The following is an 18,058-nucleotide window of genomic DNA, read 5'->3' as shown; positions in this document are numbered from 1 at the left end:
ACATCGCGTATGCCTCGGGCTTTAACAACCTCTCTTGGTTCTACCGAGCCTTCAAACAACGCTTTTCCGCAGCGCCCAGCGACATACGACAGTCGCATGCGCTAGGCATGTCGGCATAAATTCGCCTGTATCTCTCTGCCTAATGCCTAGAGACGCGTATACAGCACGCCACGGGTGATTCTGCCGTCTTCGGCGCTCCCTCGGCGACATCATCTTCAAACTTGAGTGGGGATGGATTTCGTTGAAGTGCTGGAACGCTCCTGGCAATTGCGCCAATTCCGGTACACGCGTTTGTGGTTCCAGGGGAAACGGCGCACATTGCGCAGGTGCAGGAAGCACAGCCCGAAGCCCCAGTTGCGGTTGTTGTCGGTCAGGCGCAGCAGCCACTGGGCGATCTCATCGTCCTCGATGCAGCGGCGGGCCTCGTAGCGATAGCAGGCCTGGCTGATCTGGAAGGCCTGGCAAGCCGCTCGCACGGACAGCCCGCGCTGCTGCACTGCTCGTTGCGCCATCTCGCGTCGGCGAGATGGCTTCACCACTTTTGTGCAAGTGCCTGCGCGACGACCTCGGCCTTGAGCTTTTCCTCGACGTACATCTTGCGCAGCCGCCGGTTCTCCTCCTCCAGCTCCTTCATGCGGGCCATCAGCGAGGCATCCATGCCGCCGAACTTGGCGCGCCACTTGTAGAACGTCGCCGAGCTGATGCCCAGCTCACGACAGAGCTCGGGGACCGTCAGACCGGCCGCAGCCCGCTTGAGCGCGTCGATGATCTGGCTGTCGGTGAAACGCGATTTCTTCATGGTAGAGATTCTCCTGTGAGGGTCTCTACTTCTCAGCGCACTGGATTTGCGGGGGGATTACCCCATTGTCGACCGGCTGGAGTGATCAACCGGGTGACCGACCTTGTCTATTGTTGCTATCTGCTGTCGAGTGGCGCTCAGTGGAGACGCATTGCGTCACCTCTTCCTAGACTTTGCGGATCACTGAACAGATGAGAACTGTCCATGCACATGCGCACAACCCGTCTAGTGGGGACGGCACCCCTAGCCTTGTCGATTGTTCTGGCTTTGACCGCCTGCGGTGGCAGCGGCAGCAGTGATGAAGGGCAAGCGACGGAATTCCTGCCTGGCGAAGTGCTCACCTTAACTAAAACCACGCAAGACGGTAGCACGCAGGAGGACCACTACCTGGTGCATGGCGTGACGGCCGATGGCGATTTGCTGACTGACGAGACCGCAAAGCATCTGACTGGCGCCCTGGTGGCGCTGCCGCTAGAGGCGGCAGGAGTTCCGCTGGACGGCTCCCGGCTTGCCCAATTGCGGCATTTCTACAAGCAACTGTGGAAGGGTATTGCCGAACGGCGCAACGACGGCTCAGACATTGCCGCTGAAATCGGCGCTTATGAAACCGACGTGGAGGCCTTATACGAGGATTACCGGCAGTCGGAATTTGCGAGCGTGACGGATTACGTGGCGTTTTACGAGCAGGTAGGCGAGAACCCGTATTTCGACTCGCAGGAATCAGTAGAAGAGGAGTTGGTGCAATTTTTCTACCAGACCGGCTGGCGCCAGGGCGCCTGGCTGCAGGCATTGCAGCGCCAACAGTGGGATTGGCCGCGCTTTTTGCAGTTGATGGCGCAGCGTGGCGATACCTTCGGCGGGTTGCTGAACCAATACCGGGCCGGGGGCAGCAGTCGTATGGATGATTTCGTGGCGCGCTATGTCAATACGCCACTGATAAAGAAAGCGAACTTTCAGGTCAAGTCTGCCTCCGGAGGGAGCGATTCAATTTTTTACGTTATCAATCCCAAGTGGAAATTCTGGGATAAAAACTTTGAACGCAGTGATGTAATTGATCAATACGGCTTTTCTGTCTCTCGTTATTACGCCTCCATCATATCTCCGAAAAATAAAAATCCCGAAGCATATGATTTTGGAAGTCGGCATGGATTTCTTTGCAAGACCCTCGTCGGCGTACACGGCCGCGCAAATATAACGCGCGCTGAAGTAGCCTATTCAATATATATAGAGACAACAGGAAATTATGTTTTCGACCATGAGTCCAACAGTTGGATTCGCGGTCATTGGCTAAGAAAAATACGCATTGATGGACACGCCTATACGGACTACAGCCTGGCACTAGGTCGAAATGTTGTTGGGGAGGCCGAGATAAAAGACCTAAAGGGTGTTACGGGTAATTACGGCATCACGAAGCCCATATTTAACATAGAAACCAAAATGAGTGTTCCAAAAATCTTCAACACCAAGGTATGGAAAACAACACACACCATCGACCTTGATGCGCCAGAAATTTGTACGACTCTTAAGAAATAGAAATAAAAACAAGCAATTACCAGCCAATAAAATTTCAGAAAATATACTGATTATTCTCAAGTTTTGTACATGTCAAGTGAAAGTGTTTATATAGCCGAGATGGCATCGATCATGCCAAAGAGATATTGCTCCACCCATGTCTCGGACCGTATGTATTCAACCGCCAATTTCGGGCCGGCAGTAAACAAAATGGCCAAGAGGTTTGCAGCGCGTATGGGTGTTCCGTTGCGCAGTGCCGTCATTGATCTCGATCTATTTGAGCAGGATGGTCAAAATGAATTGGCAAATTTGGAAGATCACCCTAAGACATGGGGAAAGTCTGTGGTGGAGCAGCTTACAACGCGCATCCCAAAGAAGAACATCGGCTACTTCAATTTGAGCTACAACATCTCATACCACCAAGACACCCTTCCGAACCTGGCATCGCAAATCGTGATGGACTCAGATTTGACAGAGGTCGAAAGGGCCGATGAGTTATCTCACTATGGATGTGCGGCGTCAATTTTCTCTCTTGATCAGGCGGTTCAATTCTGCAAGGAAACTGGCAAACCGGCGATTGTTTTTACATTTGATCAATGCACTGTTGCACACCAAAAAATTGAGCCTAATGACTCGGACTTCAGGCGGATGATGGTGAGCAACTTGCTCTTCAACGACGCTGGAGTTGGACTTTTGCTTGTTCCGGAGAGTATGCGCGAGGCCTTTCAGCGACCGCTGCTTCGGATACGCGACATTCAAACGGGGTACCAGTCAGGAAACTTGATCGGCATGACTCAAGGCAGGTTTCTGATGAACGACGGCGTGAAAGACGTGATGCCAAAACTTGCCTCGACCGCGCTGATTCGCCCTTTCCTTGAAAAGAATGGCTTGAATACAAACAGCGTGCATCAGTGGTCAATCCATCAGGGGGGGACAGAGGTTCTGAAGCAGTTTGCTAATGCGGATGTTTTGGGGCTTTCAGATCAGCAGTTGGAGAGATCACTCGAGCTCTTCCACCAATATGGGAACACGAGTGCTGCAAGTTGCCTGCTGGTGCTCAAAAGCTTCTTTGACGATCCAGAGCCTCTTAATGGAGATCGTACCGGAATGCTCGTAGGATTCGGCGCGGGCTACTATTTTGGCGCGATGCTCTATGACCGGCAGTAAATCGCTGAACGGTTTTGTTCAATCGCAGGTAGATTCATCCTGTGCATGATCCGGTATTTCTCCGGGGAGCTATCTCTCGTCAGGGTAGCTTATGGCTAAGCTACAGACGCCGCGTGCCTTGCGCAAACCGGAATTCAACTCACCCTACGAGGCTGTCGGACTTGGAAATCGCCGGCTGCCGAATGGAGCCGCGTCACACGTCAATGACAAACTGCCCGCCGGCAGGCAAGCCAGACATGCCCCCTGCCGCCAGAGCGGTCGCCAGCGCAATGCGGCGACTTGCACCACACGATGACCGCACGCCGCCTTCGGCCTCAAGGCCAGGCGATTCGCCGCACCAATACACCGCCGATGAGCGGGAGCCCCATGAAATTCAGTCGCTTGATCTTTCCTGAAACCCGCGCAGCACTTGCATGCACACTGACCGCCGCCACGCTCGCAGCATGCGGCGGCGGCAGCAGCAGCACCTCCGACCCGCTGCAAAAGTACCGTGAACAATCCGTGCAGTGGACTGCCTGTGATCCGACCATCCTGGGCACGACCAGCGAGAAGCTCGACGCCCTATGGCAGCAAATGGGCGATCGGCTGAGTTGTGGGCTTGTAAAAGCCCCGCTGGACTGGGCCAACCCCGAGCGCGGCGATGTCGCCATCAGCGCGATGCGTGTGGCCGCAGGCGCCCCTGAGAAAAAGCGCGGCGCCCTGTTGTTCAACCCGGGCGGGCCGGGCATCGATGGCTTGGGGCTGACTTTCAACCTGCTGACGGCCTTTGCCGACAGCAACCCCGACAGCGCTCAAGGCGCAATGCAGCTGCGCCTGCTGGCTGAGTACGACATGGTGGGCTTCTCGCCACGCGGCACTGGCGCCAGCACCCGGCTGCAGTGCGCCACCAACGAGCTGCAGCGCTTTGTGGACATGAGCGCGGCAGGCTACACCCCAGACAACGTGGCCAATGCCGAATACAACGCCACCAAGACCGTGCAGGCGTGCCAGAAAAACCCGATCACGCCCTTTATCAACACCGACGCCACCGCACGCGATCTGGACTTGCTGCGAAGCCTGTTGGGCGAAGACAAGCTGAACTACCTGGGCTACTCCTACGGCACCTGGCTGGGCGCATGGTATGCCAACCTGTTTCCCGAGCGCGTGGGGCGCATGGTGCTCGACAGCTCCCAGAACTTCTTCAGCACGCATGAAGACATGTCCTTTGCAATGCCGTGGGCACGCCAGCGTGTGCTTGACGAGGTACTGGTGCCGTATGCGGTGCGCCATGCCGATTACTTTCAGCTGGGCGCCACACAGGCCGAGGTGCGCGCCGTCATACCCCAGATGAGCCCGCAGATGCAGCATGTGCTCGGCAGCCCTCTGAGCCGTCTTGGCTACAACCAGTCTGACGCCGACAAGTACCTGATGACCATTGCCGCCGCCCGCGGGGTGGACGCCGTGCTCCAGTCCGTGGCGGACTTGCAGGATCAGGAGGCGGTGGAGCAGACACTGGCGCAGCATGTATTCCACCCGGTGGATACAGGGCGGGACGCGGCGGTGCGCGAGATTGCGCAAGACCTTCTGAACGATTACGCGGCCTCTTGGATCGTCAAACCCCAGCCCAAAAACATAGCGCTGGACTACGGCGATGCGGTGCTGGAGGCCGTGCGCTGCAACGACACACCCGCCACCACCGACCCAGCCACCCGGGCCGCGCTGGCGCAAGACCTGCGGCGGCGCGCACCCATGTTCTATGGGATCGTCTATCAGGACACTTGCGCTTTCTGGGGCGGCCCCCGGGTGAGCAAACCCGACCCGGCTGCCATGCAACCCCTGCCGGTGCTGCTGGTGCAGTCCCAGTACGACTCTGCGACCTACACCGAAGGTGCCAACGCCTTCTTTGCACAGCTACCCCAGGCCAGCCGCGTGTATGTGCCCGGCGACTACCAGCACGGCGTCTATCCGTACAAAGACAGCTGCGTCGACTCCACCGTGACCCGGTACCTGCTGGGCGAATCACCCGCGCAGCGCGAGACATTCTGCCCCGCTCAGCCGCTGCAGCAGGACAAGCCGGCCGAAGCGCAGACGGTCACGCCCAAGTCCACACGCGGCGCTGGCCCGTCCACCTACAAAAACCCGGCACAGGCGCACGAGCAGATCGACAAGTTCAAGAGGGGACTGATTCCGTCCAACCCAAGGCGCTGAGGGCTCCAGGAAGCGCAGCGAATAGCCTACGCTAGCGCTGTGCGGTTGACTGTGGTCTGAATCGTCGGTGCGCGGGGCAAATGGTGGCTATTGGGGAAATGTGCCAATGGTCTTGCCCGGCACGCACGGGCACACTGCCTCAAGGATGTGCTGATCCTACTGCCCACGCACAACGCCAGCCATATCGGCGAGTTCCCGGGACACCGCCGGCAGCCCGGCGTCATCTTCGTCTCCGCCAAAGCCACCGGCCGTGGCCAATATGGGGACACCGCGCATACGAAGGAAGCCCAACTAGCTACAAACAGGCGGCAGGACGCACCACGATCTCACTGGTATCTACATCGGCGGCACTGAACAATCCCCCCACCCCGCGTGAACACAGGCGCGACCATGCTTTGAGGTTCCTCGCCAACTCCTACATCAATTGCCCATAAGCTCGCGTTTCTGGGAGATTTGTGATGTTTGCCGACGCCGCCACCGAAGACTTTTTCCGCGCCCGCCTGGACCACATGATCGATCTGCGCCATCCCCTGGTGGTGCTCGCCTCGCGCATGCCCTGGCAGCAAATCGAGGCCTCGGTCGCTCACCTGTTCTCCCGCAAGGCCCGCACCAGCGGCCAGCAGCCCATGCCCGATCTGGATCTGTTTGGCGAAGCACCCACCCCAGTGGCGCGCCAGTCCAACGCCGGACGCCCCCGCGTGCCGCTGCGCACCATGATCGCTGTTGTACTTGAAGCACGCCTTCAACCTCAGCGATGAGGCCCTGGTCGAGCGCTGGAGCGAGACACCGCGCTGGCAATACTTCTGTGGCCAGTCCTACTACGAGGAGCGCCTGCCCTGCGACGCCAGCACCCCGGTCAAGTTTCGCCGCATCCTGGGAGAAGAAGGTGTGGAAGAACTGCTCGCACAGACCATCAAGCTCGCAGTGGACTTGCAGCTCATCCCCAAAGAGGCGCTGGCCAGCGTGGTGGTGGACACCACCGTGCAAGAGAAGGCCGTCGCCCACCCCACGGATGCCAAACTGCTGGAGATCGCCCGGGACAAACTGGTGCAGGCGGCCAAACAGGCAGGCATTGCCCTCAAGCAGACCTTTTGCATCGCCCTGACCTGCGCAATTGCAGCCAAGCGGGCCGCAGATGCTGCGTGTGGCGCTGGTGGGGATGCCACGAACGCTGCTGTCGGACTCAGTCCACGCGTGAAATGAATTTTTCAGGGCCGACTACAAAGTTTATTTTTAAGATCACTGAAAAATTACCCGCCAGCAAAGCTACTCCACCGTCACACTCTTGGCCAGGTTTCTGGGTTTGTCCACATCCGTGCCGCGCGCGCAGGCGGTGTGGTAGGCCAGCAACTGCAGCGGCACGACGTGCAGCATCGGGCTCAGGGGGCCGTAGTGCTCGGGCATGCGGATGACGTGGATGCCCTCGCTGCTGTCGATGCGTGAATCGGCGTCAGCCAGCACATACAGCACGCCGCCGCGCGCGCGCACTTCCTGCATGTTGCTCTTGAGCTTTTCCAGCAGCTCGTCGTTGGGCGCCACGGTCACGACGGGCATGCTGCTGGTGACCAGCGCCAGCGGTCCGTGCTTGAGCTCGCCTGCGGGGTAAGCCTCTGCATGGATGTAGGTGATCTCCTTGAGCTTGAGCGCGCCCTCCAGCGCGATCGGGTAATGCAGCCCCCGGCCCAGGAACAGGGCGTTTTCCTTCTTCGCAAAATCCTCGGCCCAGCTGATGACCTGCGGCTCCAGCGCCAGTACGGCCTGCAGCGCGGCGGGCAGGTGGCGCATGGCCTTGAGGTAGCCGGCCTCTGCCTCTTGCGACAGGCGCCCCCGCGTTTGCGCCAGCGCCAGCGTCAGCAGAAACAGACCCGCCAGCTGGGTGGTGAAGGCCTTGGTGGATGCCACGCCAATTTCTGCGCCGGCCCGGGTGACATAGGCCAGCGCGCATTCGCGCACCATGGCGCTGGTGGCCACGTTGCAGATGGTGAGCGTGTGCCGCATGCCCAGGCTTTGCGCATGGCGCAGCGCCGCCAGGGTGTCCGCCGTTTCACCCGACTGGCTGATGGTGACCACCAGCGTGCGCGGGTTGGGCACGCTGGTGCGGTAGCGGTATTCGCTGGCCACTTCCACCTGCGTGGGTATGCCGGCGATGCCCTCCAGCCAGTATTTGGCGGTGCAGCCGCTGTAGTAGCTGGTGCCGCAGGCCAGGATGAGGACGGAGTCGATCTCTTTGAACACCCGCCACGCGGCCACGCGCGGCTGGCCGTGCCGGTCCGGCCCGTCGAACAGCTCGGGCACGATGGCCTGCAGCCCCTCAAGGGTGTCGGCGATGGCCCGGGGCTGCTCGAAGATTTCTTTTTGCATGTAGTGGCGGTAGGGCCCCAGCTCTACCGCGCCGCTGTGCGCGTGCACCGTGCGCACGGGGCGGCTGGCAGCATCCAGCGGCTGGCCGTCGGCCGCAGCAATCCAGTAGCGGCCCAGTTGCAAGTCCACCAGGTCGCCCTCCTCCAGATAGACGATCTGGTCGGTCACGCCGGCCAGCGCCATGGCATCGCTGGCCAGAAAATGCTCGCCCTGGCCCACCCCCAGCACCAGGGGCGACCCCGCGCGGGCGCCCACCACGCGGTGCGGCTCGTCTTTGTGGATCACGGCAATGGCAAACGCGCCGTGCAGCCGGGCGACCGCCGCGCGCACGGCCTGAAACAAATCACCGTCGTACAGGCTGTCCACCAGATGGGCGATGACCTCGGTGTCGGTCTGGCTGGAAAACACATAGCCGCGCGCCTGCAGCTGAGCGCGCAATTCCTCGTGGTTTTCGATGATGCCGTTGTGCACCAGCGCCACACGCCCCGGCCGCTCCGCCTGCGCGGGGGCAGCGTCCGGCCCGTGGCTGAAGTGCGGGTGCGCGTTGTGCACCGCCGGCGCGCCGTGGGTGGCCCAGCGGGTGTGGGCGATGCCGGTGGCGCCCTGTAGCTGGTCATGCTCCACCTGTGTCAGCAACTCGGCCACGCGCGCAGTGCTGCGCGCCCGGCGCAGGCCGCCGGTGGGCATCTGGCCCATGCTGGACTCGTGCACGGCCACGCCGCAGGAGTCATAACCACGGTACTCCAGCCGCTGCAGACCCTGCACCAGGATGGGAACGATATTGCGCGTGGAAACCGCGCCGACGATGCCGCACATAAAAAAACCTCCAGCCGAACTCGAACCAAACTTAAACCATTCAATGGGCCGCATGCTATGGCGGCAATTCAGAAATTTTCAATCTTTTTTCATTGAATATTGACTCTTAATTTCTCCATCCATAATATTTGGAATATTTGCTCATTAGATAGAGATTGGTGCAACAAGATTTCACTCTCGATTCCATCGACCTGCGCCTGCTCGACCTGCTGCAGCGCGATGCCGCCATCAGCAACCAGGCGCTGGCGCAGCAGGTGCATGTGTCTGCGCCCACCTGCCTGCGCCGCGTGCGGCGGCTGCACGACCTGGGCCTGATCGAGCGGCAGGTGGCCCTGCTGCAGCCTGACCGCCTGGCGGCGGTGCAGGGCCACGGGCTGGCGGCCATCGTGGAGGTATCGCTGGACCGCCAGGGCGACGAGCATCTGGCTGCGTTCGAGGCCCGCGCCGTCGCCGACGACGCGGTGCAGCAGTGCTGGCGCGTCTCACCCGGGCCGGACTTCGTGCTGATCGTGCACACGCGGGACATGCCCGGCTACCTGGCGCTGTCGCAGCGGCTGTTCACGCAAGACGCCAACGTGCGCAACGTCAAGACCTTCTTTGCCACCCGCCGCGCCAAGTTCGAGACCAAAATTCCGCTGTCTCCTGGACTTGAGCGCGCCCCTGATCCGGATCCGCAAACGCAAGCCGCCCTCCCAGCCCAGGCACAGTGGCGCACCCCTTGACCTGCAGGCCCATCGCCCCCAATCTCCACACTTGACACGCCAGGTTCACACCGTGAACGCTGGCCAACCAGGAGGACGCATGGAGTTCAAGGACTACTACCAGATCCTCGGCGTGGAGCGCAGCGCCAGCGCCGCTGACATCAAAAAGGCTTACCGCAAGCTGGCGCGCAAATACCACCCCGACGTCAGCAAAGAGGCCGACGCCGCAGCCCGCATGGCCGAGGTGAACGAAGCCAATACCGTGCTGTCAGACCCCGAAAAGCGCGCTGCCTACGACGCCCTTGACCGCCAGGCGCCGCACCGCGCGGGCCAGGACTTCCGGCCGCCGCCCAATTGGGACGCAGGCTTTGAATTCACCGGCCCACCGGATGGTGAAGGCATGGATGCGGCCGCGTTCAGCGACTTCTTCGAGCAGCTCTTCGGGCGCGCGGCCCACGCCCAGCGCAGCCAACGCGGTCAGCACCGCAGCGGCGCCTTCGCACACGACGCTGCGACGGGCGCTGGCCCGCAGCAGCGCGGACGCGACCACCACGCCAGCATCGAGCTGGACCTGCGCGACGCCTACCACGGCGCCGATCGCACCCTGAGCCTGCGCGGCGCGCGCCTGGATGCCAGCGGCCACCTGGTCAACGAAGAGCGCCAGCTGCAAGTCAGCATTCCCAAGGGCGTGCGAGAAGGCCAGCTGATACGCCTGGGCGGCCAGGGCGGCCCCGGCCTGGGCGGTGCGCCCGCTGGCGATCTGTTTCTGGAGGTGCGCTTCAAGCCTGACGCCCGCTGGCGCGCCGAAGACCGCGACGTGTACCAGTCCGTCACGCTGGCGCCCTGGGAGGCCGAACTGGGCGGGCCCATCCAGGTGCAGACGCCCGGCGGCGCCACGGTGGAAGTGACCGTACCGCCGCACTGGAAGCCCGGTCGCAAGCTGCGCCTGAAAGAGCGCGGCATTCCCGCCGCCACGCCCGGCGACCTGTACCTGGAGCTGCACGTCGCCCTGCCCCCGGCCACCACCGAGGCCCAGCGCCAGGCCTACCGCGCGCTGGCGCAGGCCTTCCCGCAGTTCCAGCCGCGCGCCACCGCTTTCACGTCGTCGCAAGGAGCCTGAGCATGCCCACGCCGCCTTTTGTTGATCATGCCCTGGCCGAGCTGCTGGACGAACAGGCCCGCCTGACGCTGGAAGACCTGGCACGCACCTGCTGCATGGCGCCCGACTGGGTGACGGAGCGCTTGCAGGCGGGCCTGCTGCACGGCGAACAGTCGGGCGGGCGCTGGCAGTTCAGCAGCACCAGCGTGGTGCGCGCGCGGCGCCTGGCGCGACTGGAGTCCACCTTCGATGCCGACCCCGAGCTGGCCGCGCTCACGGTTGACCTGATCGAGGAAGTGACCGCATTGCGCCATCGCCTGCGCGAGCTGCAGACGCGCACGGGCCTGCCGCCGGGGGCGGCCTGACGCGCAGGCCGCTACGGTTCGTCGGACGCCGGCCAGTTCAGCGTGACCGTGCAGCCCGCGCCCAGTGCGGCCTGCGCCTGCACCGTGGCGCCGTGGCGCTGCGCAATCGCCAGGCACAGCGCCAGACCTGCGCCGACGCCTTCAAATTCGGATTCGCGGTGCATGCGCTGAAACACGCCAAACAACTGCTGCGCCCGCGCGCCGTCAAAGCCCGCACCGTTGTCCTGCACGGTGATCTGCACACGGCCCGGCGCCGCCGGCTGCGCCCGCACATGCACACAGGGCTGCGCGGCGCCACGCGAGAACTTCACCGCATTGCCCAGCAACTGCGCCAGCAACTGGCCCAGCAGTTCGGCATCGGCCTGCACGGCGGGCATGTCTGAGGGGATGCTCCATCGCACGCGGTCGGCCGCACTGCCCAGCGCCGCGCGTGCCTGCTGCACGGCAGCGGTCAAGTCTGTGGCCTGGGATCGCAGCGCGACGCGGCGGGCGCGGGCAATGGCCTGCAGGCCGTCGATCATCTGCCCCATGCGGCGGGCAGACTGCTCCATCGTGGCCAGCATGGCCAACGCCTCGTCCAGTTGCGGCGGCTGCTCCTGCAGCACCTCGCGCACCAGCGCGCCAAACGACGTCACATGGCGCAGCGGCGCCCGCAGGTCGTGCGAGACGCCACGCAAAAAGTCCTCCTGCGCGGCGGCCATGTCGCTGATCTGCTGACGCGCCTGGGCCAGCTCACTGCGCAGCTGCGCCAGGGCATCCGGCCGCAGATCCGCAACTGCCTGTGCATGCGGCCCGGACTGCGGGTCTGCCTGCATCTGAGCCTGGGCGCTCATGGGTTCAGCCTTTAGCCTGTTTGGTCGGGCGCTTCCAGTCCGCGATGCTCACCTGCCGGCCGCGCGCCACGCCCAGCGCGCCTGCGGGCACTTCCTTGGTGATGGTGGAGCCGCCCGCCACCGTGGCCCCCTTGCCGATGGTGACTGGTGCCACCAGCACGCAGTTGCTGCCGATGTGCACGTCGGCCTCGATCACCGTGCGGTGCTTGTTGGCGCCGTCGTAGTTGGCGGTGATGCTGCCTGCGCCGTAGTTCACACGCTCGCCCACGCTGGCGTCGCCCAGGTAGGCCAGGTGGTTGGCCTTGGCGCCGTCGGCCAGGGTGGAGTTTTTTACCTCGACGAAGTTGCCGATGTGCACCTCGCGCCCCAGCTGCGCGCCCGGGCGCAGGCGCGCAAACGGGCCGATCAGCGCACCCTCGCCCACGGCGGCACCCAACTTTTCGCCGTCGATATGGGTGAAGGGGTGGATGACGGCGCCCGCCGCAATGCGCGCGTTGGCAATGCAGCAGTTGGCGCCAATCTGCACGCCCTCGCCCAGCTCCACAAGGCCAGTGAAGACGCAGTTCACGTCGATGTCCACATCCTGCCCGCAGACCAGCTCGCCGCGTGCGCCGCTGCGTGCATCGCCGCGCAGGTCAAAGCGCGCCGGGTCGGCCAGGCGCACGCCCTGCTCCATCAGGGCCGCGGCCTGGGCGCGCTGGTGCGCGCGCTCCAGCTCGGCCAGTTGCGCGGGGCTGTTCACGCCGGCCACCTGCAGCGCGTCGTCGATGCAGTGGGCCACCACGGGCACGGCATCGTGCACGGCCATCGCAACGATGTCGGTCAGGTAGTACTCGCCCTGCGCGTTGTCGTTGGTCAGCCGCGCCAGCCAGCCAGCCAGCCGCTGCGCGGGCACGGCCATGATGCCGCTGTAAACCTCACCGATGGCGCGCTCGGCATCGCTGGCGTCCTTGTGCTCCACGATGCGCTGCACCGCGGCGCCATCGGCCGGGCTTCGCACGATGCGGCCGTAACCCGTGGGGTCGGGCAGGCGCACGGTGAGCAGCGCCAGGCGCTCGTTACCCCCAGCACCTTGGGCGGCATCGACCAGCGCGCGCAGCGTGTCGGGCCGGGTCAGCGGCACATCGCCCGACAGCACCACAGCCATGCCATCGCCTGCCAGCGCGGGCATCGCCTGCTGCACGGCGTGGCCCGTGCCCAGCTGCGGCTGCTGGCGCACAAACTGCAGGTCAAAACTGCCTGTAGCCCTTGTATAACCTGCGCAAGCTGCTTCTACTTCTGTAGCACCATGCCCGGTCACCACCACCACGCGGCGCGCGTGCAGGCTGGCGGCCTGGTCCAGCACATGGTGCAGCAGGGGGCGGCCGGCCAGGCGCTGCAAGACCTTGGGGATGCGGCTTTTCATGCGCGTGCCTTTGCCCGCGGCCATGATGATGATGTCCAGTGCTGTCATGGGGTGTGAGTTGGATGGAGTGGGGTTGTGCCGTGCCTGCGCGGCCTGTGCAGGCCAGTCAGCCGCCATTATCTGGCGCCACGAACCGCCCTCGCCCGACAGACCGCACCGGCCCGCCCGGCGCAGCGCGGCAGGCCGTCTGACAAAAATCAAGGCTTGCGCAAATAGCCGCAGCGGCCAGGGCAAGGCCCGCGAACTGTCATATGCGCGCAGACCGGCCACGGCAGTCTTTGGCGTACCCCGCAACAGACAACGACAGGAACAACCGCATGCCCTTCATGCCCTGGACCCCTGAACTGGAGCTTGGCCTGCCCGAGATCGATGACCAGCATCGCCAGTTGGTCGCACTGACCAACGCGCTGCACGACGAACTGAGCGGCGCCAGCCCGCGCCGCAGCGCGGTGGGCGAGATTCTGGAAGGCCTGGTGGACTACACGCACAACCACTTCATCGTGGAAGAGGTGCTATTCCAGCAGCACCATTACGCCGAGGCGCCGGCGCACCAGGCAGAGCACGACGGCTTCACCCGCAAGGCCCTGGATCTGCTGATGCGCTTCGACGACGGGCAGGAGGTCACCCTGGAGGCGCTGGAGTTTCTCAAGCAATGGCTGGTGCACCACATCTGCAAAGTGGACCGCGCGTACCTGCCGTTCATGCGCGAGGCGCTGCAAGCGCAGCACGCCGCGGCACTCGCCTGAGGCAGGCACAAAACCGTCACAGCGCACCGTGGCTGCTTCAAGCCGCAGCGCCAATCAGGATCACGCCAGCGTCACGCGTGCAAACTTGCGTTTGCCCACCTGCACCACGTAAGTGCCCGCGTCCAGCTTCAAGCCGCGATCGCTGACCACGCTGCCATCCACCCGCACGCCGCCGCCATCGATCAGGCGATTGGCCTCGCTGGTCGACGGCGCCAGGTTGGCCTGTTTCAGCAAGGCGCCAATGCCCAGCGGCGCCCCAGACAGTGCCACCTCGGGAATCTCATCGGGCACACCGCCCTTGCTGCGGTTGATGAAGTCCACTTCCGCCGCATCGGCGGCGGCCGCACTGTGAAAGCGCGTGGTTATCTCCTTGGCCAGCATCACCTTGGCGTCCTTGGGGTTGCGCCCTGCCTCCACGTCGGCCTTCAGTGCGGCAATCTCGGCCAGGCTCTTGAACGACAGCAGGGTGTACCAGTCCCACATCAGCGTGTCGCTGATCGACAGCACCTTGGCAAACATGGTGTTGGCGTCTTCGGTGATGCCGATGTAGTTGTTCTTGGACTTGGACATCTTGTCCACCCCGTCCAGGCCAACGAGCAGCGGCATGGTGAGCACGCACTGAGGCTCCTGCCCCCATTCCTGCTGCAGATGACGGCCCATCAGCAGGTTGAACTTCTGATCGGTGCCGCCCAGCTCCAGATCCGACTTGAGCGCCACCGAGTCATAGCCCTGCAGCAGCGGGTACAAAAATTCGTGCAGGCTGATGGAGCTGCCGTCGGTGAAGCGCTGGTGGAAGTCGTTGCGCTCCATCATGCGCGCCACGGTGTATTTGGCCGACAGCTCGATCATGCCGCGCGCGCCCAACCGTTCGCACCACTCGCTGTTGTAGCGGACCTCGGTGCGCGCCGGATCCAGCACCCGCGCAGCCTGGGTGTAATAGGTCTCGGCATTCAGCTTGATCTGCTCGGCGCTAAGGGGCGGCCGCGTGCTGTTGCGCCCCGAAGGGTCGCCGATCAAAGTGGTGAAGTCGCCTATCAGAAAAATCACCTGGTGGCCCAGCTCCTGCAACTGGCGCATTTTGTTCAGCACCACCGTATGGCCCAGGTGGATGTCGGGCGCCGTCGGGTCCAGTCCCAGCTTGATGCGCAGCGGCTGGCCAGTAGCCTCGGAGCGCGCCAATTTTTGCGCCCATTCCTCATGGGGCAACAGTTCCTCGACACCGCGCAGTGAAACTTCCAATGCCCGGCCTACGCTATCAGTGACCGGGAATTTTGTAACAACAGATTGATTCATAAGGGTTTTTTTGGGGTGCCTGTCCAACCCCGGAGGCTATACTTCGCCGCACTTCAAGCGGTGGATTCTAGTGGGCTGCTTGCCCGCCGGGTTTCGACCCATTTTTGCCGCGTAACGACATTCCTGATGCTTCTTGCCCTTGAGCCCCACGTAGCGGGCGCATCGGGCCCGCAAGCACCTAGCCTGGGGTAAGACTTTTGAACAACGGCTTCACAACCGCATGCCTGCTTTTGCTCAGCCAAATCAGGCAATCTGCCCAAAAACATCCTCAACGCATCACCGCCGCCGTGGCAGCCCTGCTGCTGACCGGCGGCGGCGGCGCTTTCGCCGTGGCATCTCTTGCACCTGATCCGGCAGACCTGCCCGTGCGCACCGTGACGCAATCGGTGCAGTCGCTGGCTGGTGACGAGCAACTGTCCACTTTGTCGGACATCCCGCTGTATTCGCTGTACCGCTCCGACGTCACGCGCAGCGCAGACACGGCCGAAAGCATCCTGCAACGCCTGGGCGTTGCCGATCCGGCGGCCTCGGCCTTTTTGCGCCGGGACAACCATGTGCGCCAGCAAATGCTGGGCCGCTCGGGCCGCTCAGTCACCGCCGAGACGACCGACGATCACCGCCTGCAACGCCTGACGGCACGCTGGGCCACGGAAGACAGCGATCACTTCAACCGCCTGGTGGTCGAGCGCGGCGCCGACGGCAGCTTCAGCTCCCGCATCGAAACCGCGCCGCTGACCGTGGGCAACCGCCTGGCGGGCGGCATCATTCGCAGCTCGCTGTTCGCAGCCACCGACGCGGCCGGCATCCCCGACGCCGTGGCCACGCAATTGGCCGAGGTGTTCTCGGGCGACATCGACTTTCGCCGCGCGCTGCGCAAGGACGACCGCTTCTCTGTGGTCTATGAAACCCTGGAGGCCGACGGCGAGCCCCTGCGCAGCGGCCGCGTGCTGAGCGCCGAGTTCCACAACGCAGGCAAGACCTACAGCGCCGTGTGGTTCCAGGAGCCTGGCGCCGCCAAGGGCTCTTACTACACGCTGGATGGCCAAAGCATGCGCCGCGCCTACCTCAGCTCGCCGGTCGAGTTCTCCCGCGTGTCCAGCGGCTTCGCCATGCGCTTTCACCCGGTGCACAAAACCTGGCGCGCCCACCTGGGCACCGACTTCGCTGCCCCCACAGGCACGGCGGTGCGCACCGTGGGCGACGGTGTGGTGGACTTTGCAGGCGTACAAAACGGCTTTGGCAACGTCATCTACATCAAGCACCGCAACAGCCAGCATGTCACCGTGTATGCGCACCTGAGCCGCATGGATGTGCGCAAGGGCGAAACCGTGGAGCAGGGGCAAAAGATTGGCGCCGTGGGTGCAACCGGCTGGGCCACGGGCCCTCACCTGCACTTTGAGTTCCGCGTCAACGGCGAGCACCAGGATCCCATGATCATCGCCCGCCAAAGCGAGGCCGCTCAGCCCGTGTCTGCTGCGGCGCGCGCGCAGTTCAACCGCCTGGCATCCAGCATGCGCGTTCAACTGTCGTCTGCCGAACAAATCATGCAGGCCAGCGCCCAGTAATCTGCGCTGGTCATCCCGCACAGCCAACAACTGGCCCCACACGCGCCCAGACAAGTCCCGATGAACAGCCAGGCGCAGTGGTATGTGGGCCTGATGTCGGGCACTTCGTTGGATGGAGTGGACGGCGTTCTGGCGCGGTTTTCCGGGTCAAAATGCTCCGTAGCCCAGCACTCATCAGCGCCGCTTGCTCCTGATTTAAAAGCTGAGCTGCTCGCCCTCAATACCAGCGGCAGCAACGAACTGCACCGCGCGGCGCTGGCCGCCAACGCCCTGGCGCGCATCTACGCCCAGGTGGTTCAGCGCCTGCTGGCCCAGGCGGGGCTTGCGCCTGCAGCGGTGCATGCCATCGGGGCACACGGACAAACCGTGCGCCATCAGCCCGGCGCTTTTGACGGCACGGGCTACACACTTCAGCTGAACAACCCCGCCCTGCTGGCCGAATGCACCGGCATTACCGTAGTGGCGGACTTTCGCAGTCGCGACGTTGCCGCCGGCGGGCAGGGGGCGCCGCTAGTACCGGCCTTCCATCAAGGCGTCTTTGGCCAGCCGGGGCGCACGGTGGCGGTGCTGAATCTGGGCGGCATCTCCAATGTCAGCATTCTGCGCGGTGATGGCAGTGTGCTGGGCTTCGACTGCGGCCCGGCCAACGCCCTGATGGATCATTGGTGCGAGCGCCACACCGGCCAGCCCTACGATGACAACGGCGCCTGGGCTCGCAGCGGCCAGCCCATCACAGAGCTGCTGCAACGCATGCTGGCCGAGCCCTTCCTGGCTCTGGCCCCACCCAAAAGCACAGGGCGCGACCTGTTCAACCCCGACTGGCTTGCCCAGCACCTGAACGCCGCCGCAGTCCATGCCCGTGCGCAGGATGTGCAGGCCACGCTGTGCGAGCTGACCGCCCGCAGTTGCGCGCAGGACTTGACGCGGCATGCGCCGGAGTGCGACTTGCTCATCGTCTGCGGTGGAGGTGCGCTCAACACCCACCTGATGGAGCGCTTGCAGGCACTACTGCCGGGCGTGCGCGTCGAGGGCTCGCAGCGCCACGGCCTGCCCCCGTTGCAGGTGGAGGCAGCGGCCTTTGCCTGGCTGGCGCGCCAATGCATGACAGGCGCCACCGCCAGCCTGCCCAGCGTGACCGGCGCACGCGGCGCACGCGTACTGGGTGCCATCTACCCAGCCTGAGCGTGATCCAGTCGGCCCATGAAAAAA

13 protein-coding genes and 2 pseudogenes are annotated in these 18,058 nt (G+C 63.5%); 10 read left to right on the top strand and 5 right to left on the bottom strand.

Annotation, left to right across the window (positions count from 1 at the left end):
• Positions 1 to 269: 269 nt before the first annotated feature.
• Positions 270 to 799, bottom strand: a pseudogene (locus AB7E35_RS09075) (transposase); the annotation flags it as partial.
• Between the two features lie 204 nt (positions 800 to 1,003).
• Between AB7E35_RS09075 and AB7E35_RS09070 the strand changes: the two are divergent.
• The 4 genes and pseudogenes from AB7E35_RS09070 to AB7E35_RS09055 all read left to right on the top strand — a co-directional run.
• Positions 1,004 to 2,332, top strand: a complete 1,329-nt coding sequence (locus tag AB7E35_RS09070; protein WP_428167439.1) for a hypothetical protein — start codon at positions 1,004 to 1,006, stop codon at positions 2,330 to 2,332.
• Between the two features lie 69 nt (positions 2,333 to 2,401).
• Positions 2,402 to 3,478 carry a 3-oxoacyl-[acyl-carrier-protein] synthase III C-terminal domain-containing protein gene (locus tag AB7E35_RS09065; protein WP_428167438.1) on the top strand — a complete coding sequence of 359 codons (1,077 nt, stop codon included), beginning with the start codon at positions 2,402 to 2,404 and terminating at the stop codon, positions 3,476 to 3,478.
• A gap of 366 nt (positions 3,479 to 3,844) precedes the next feature.
• Positions 3,845 to 5,665, top strand: coding sequence for an alpha/beta fold hydrolase (locus tag AB7E35_RS09060; RefSeq protein ID WP_428167437.1), 1,821 nt, complete (start codon positions 3,845 to 3,847; stop codon positions 5,663 to 5,665).
• A 458-nt stretch (positions 5,666 to 6,123) separates the two neighbouring features.
• Positions 6,124 to 6,757 (top strand): annotated as a pseudogene (locus AB7E35_RS09055) (transposase); the annotation flags it as partial.
• A gap of 174 nt (positions 6,758 to 6,931) precedes the next feature.
• Here the strand turns inward: AB7E35_RS09055 and glmS are convergent.
• The gene (glmS, locus tag AB7E35_RS09050) at positions 6,932 to 8,842 is read right to left on the bottom strand and encodes a glutamine--fructose-6-phosphate transaminase (isomerizing) (RefSeq protein ID WP_428167436.1); all 1,911 of its coding nucleotides are present in this window, start codon (positions 8,840 to 8,842) and stop codon (positions 6,932 to 6,934) included.
• Positions 8,843 to 9,000: 158 nt separating this feature from the next.
• On the opposite strand from glmS, the gene AB7E35_RS09045 reads away from it, so the two are divergent.
• The 3 genes from AB7E35_RS09045 (at position 9,001) to AB7E35_RS09035 (ending at position 11,007) form a co-directional block, all read left to right on the top strand.
• A complete protein-coding gene (locus AB7E35_RS09045) occupies positions 9,001 to 9,564 on the top strand; it encodes an Lrp/AsnC family transcriptional regulator (RefSeq protein ID WP_428167435.1) in 564 nt (187 codons plus the stop codon).
• A gap of 79 nt (positions 9,565 to 9,643) precedes the next feature.
• A complete protein-coding gene (locus tag AB7E35_RS09040; protein ID WP_428167442.1) occupies positions 9,644 to 10,663 on the top strand; it encodes a DnaJ C-terminal domain-containing protein in 1,020 nt (339 codons plus the stop codon).
• A 2-nt stretch (positions 10,664 to 10,665) separates the two neighbouring features.
• Positions 10,666 to 11,007 (top strand): chaperone modulator CbpM, encoded by a 342-nt coding sequence (locus AB7E35_RS09035; protein ID WP_428167434.1) that lies wholly within the window; start codon positions 10,666 to 10,668, stop codon positions 11,005 to 11,007.
• Between the two features lie 11 nt (positions 11,008 to 11,018).
• Here the strand turns inward: AB7E35_RS09035 and AB7E35_RS09030 are convergent, their stop codons facing one another.
• A complete protein-coding gene (locus AB7E35_RS09030) occupies positions 11,019 to 11,708 on the bottom strand; it encodes a sensor histidine kinase (RefSeq protein ID WP_428162347.1) in 690 nt (229 codons plus the stop codon).
• 136 nt (positions 11,709 to 11,844) lie between these two features.
• Entirely contained in the window at positions 11,845 to 13,293 is a 1,449-nt protein-coding gene (glmU, locus tag AB7E35_RS09025) for a bifunctional UDP-N-acetylglucosamine diphosphorylase/glucosamine-1-phosphate N-acetyltransferase GlmU (RefSeq protein ID WP_428167433.1), read from the bottom strand.
• 269 nt (positions 13,294 to 13,562) lie between these two features.
• Here glmU and AB7E35_RS09020 point away from each other — a divergent pair, with 269 nt between their 5' ends.
• Positions 13,563 to 13,991 carry a bacteriohemerythrin gene (locus AB7E35_RS09020; RefSeq protein WP_428162322.1) on the top strand — a complete coding sequence of 143 codons (429 nt, stop codon included), beginning with the start codon at positions 13,563 to 13,565 and terminating at the stop codon, positions 13,989 to 13,991.
• 60 nt (positions 13,992 to 14,051) lie between these two features.
• Here AB7E35_RS09020 and tyrS read toward each other — a convergent pair whose 3' ends face one another.
• On the bottom strand, positions 14,052 to 15,284 hold the full coding sequence (gene tyrS, locus AB7E35_RS09015) for a tyrosine--tRNA ligase (RefSeq protein WP_428167432.1): 1,233 nt from the start codon (positions 15,282 to 15,284) through the stop codon (positions 14,052 to 14,054).
• 197 nt (positions 15,285 to 15,481) lie between these two features.
• On the opposite strand from tyrS, the gene AB7E35_RS09010 reads away from it, so the two are divergent.
• Both AB7E35_RS09010 and AB7E35_RS09005 read left to right on the top strand, forming a co-directional pair.
• On the top strand, positions 15,482 to 16,849 hold the full coding sequence (locus tag AB7E35_RS09010; RefSeq protein ID WP_428162324.1) for a peptidoglycan DD-metalloendopeptidase family protein: 1,368 nt from the start codon (positions 15,482 to 15,484) through the stop codon (positions 16,847 to 16,849).
• A gap of 60 nt (positions 16,850 to 16,909) precedes the next feature.
• Positions 16,910 to 18,031, top strand: coding sequence for an anhydro-N-acetylmuramic acid kinase (locus AB7E35_RS09005; RefSeq protein ID WP_428162325.1), 1,122 nt, complete (start codon positions 16,910 to 16,912; stop codon positions 18,029 to 18,031).
• Positions 18,032 to 18,058 lie beyond the last annotated feature (27 nt).

The organism is Diaphorobacter sp., assembly GCF_050251835.1.
GTDB lineage: Bacteria > Pseudomonadota > Gammaproteobacteria > Burkholderiales > Burkholderiaceae_C > JBFXIE01.
Note: the sequence above shows the minus strand (reverse complement) of the source record. Positions and strands in the feature narration are given on the sequence as shown.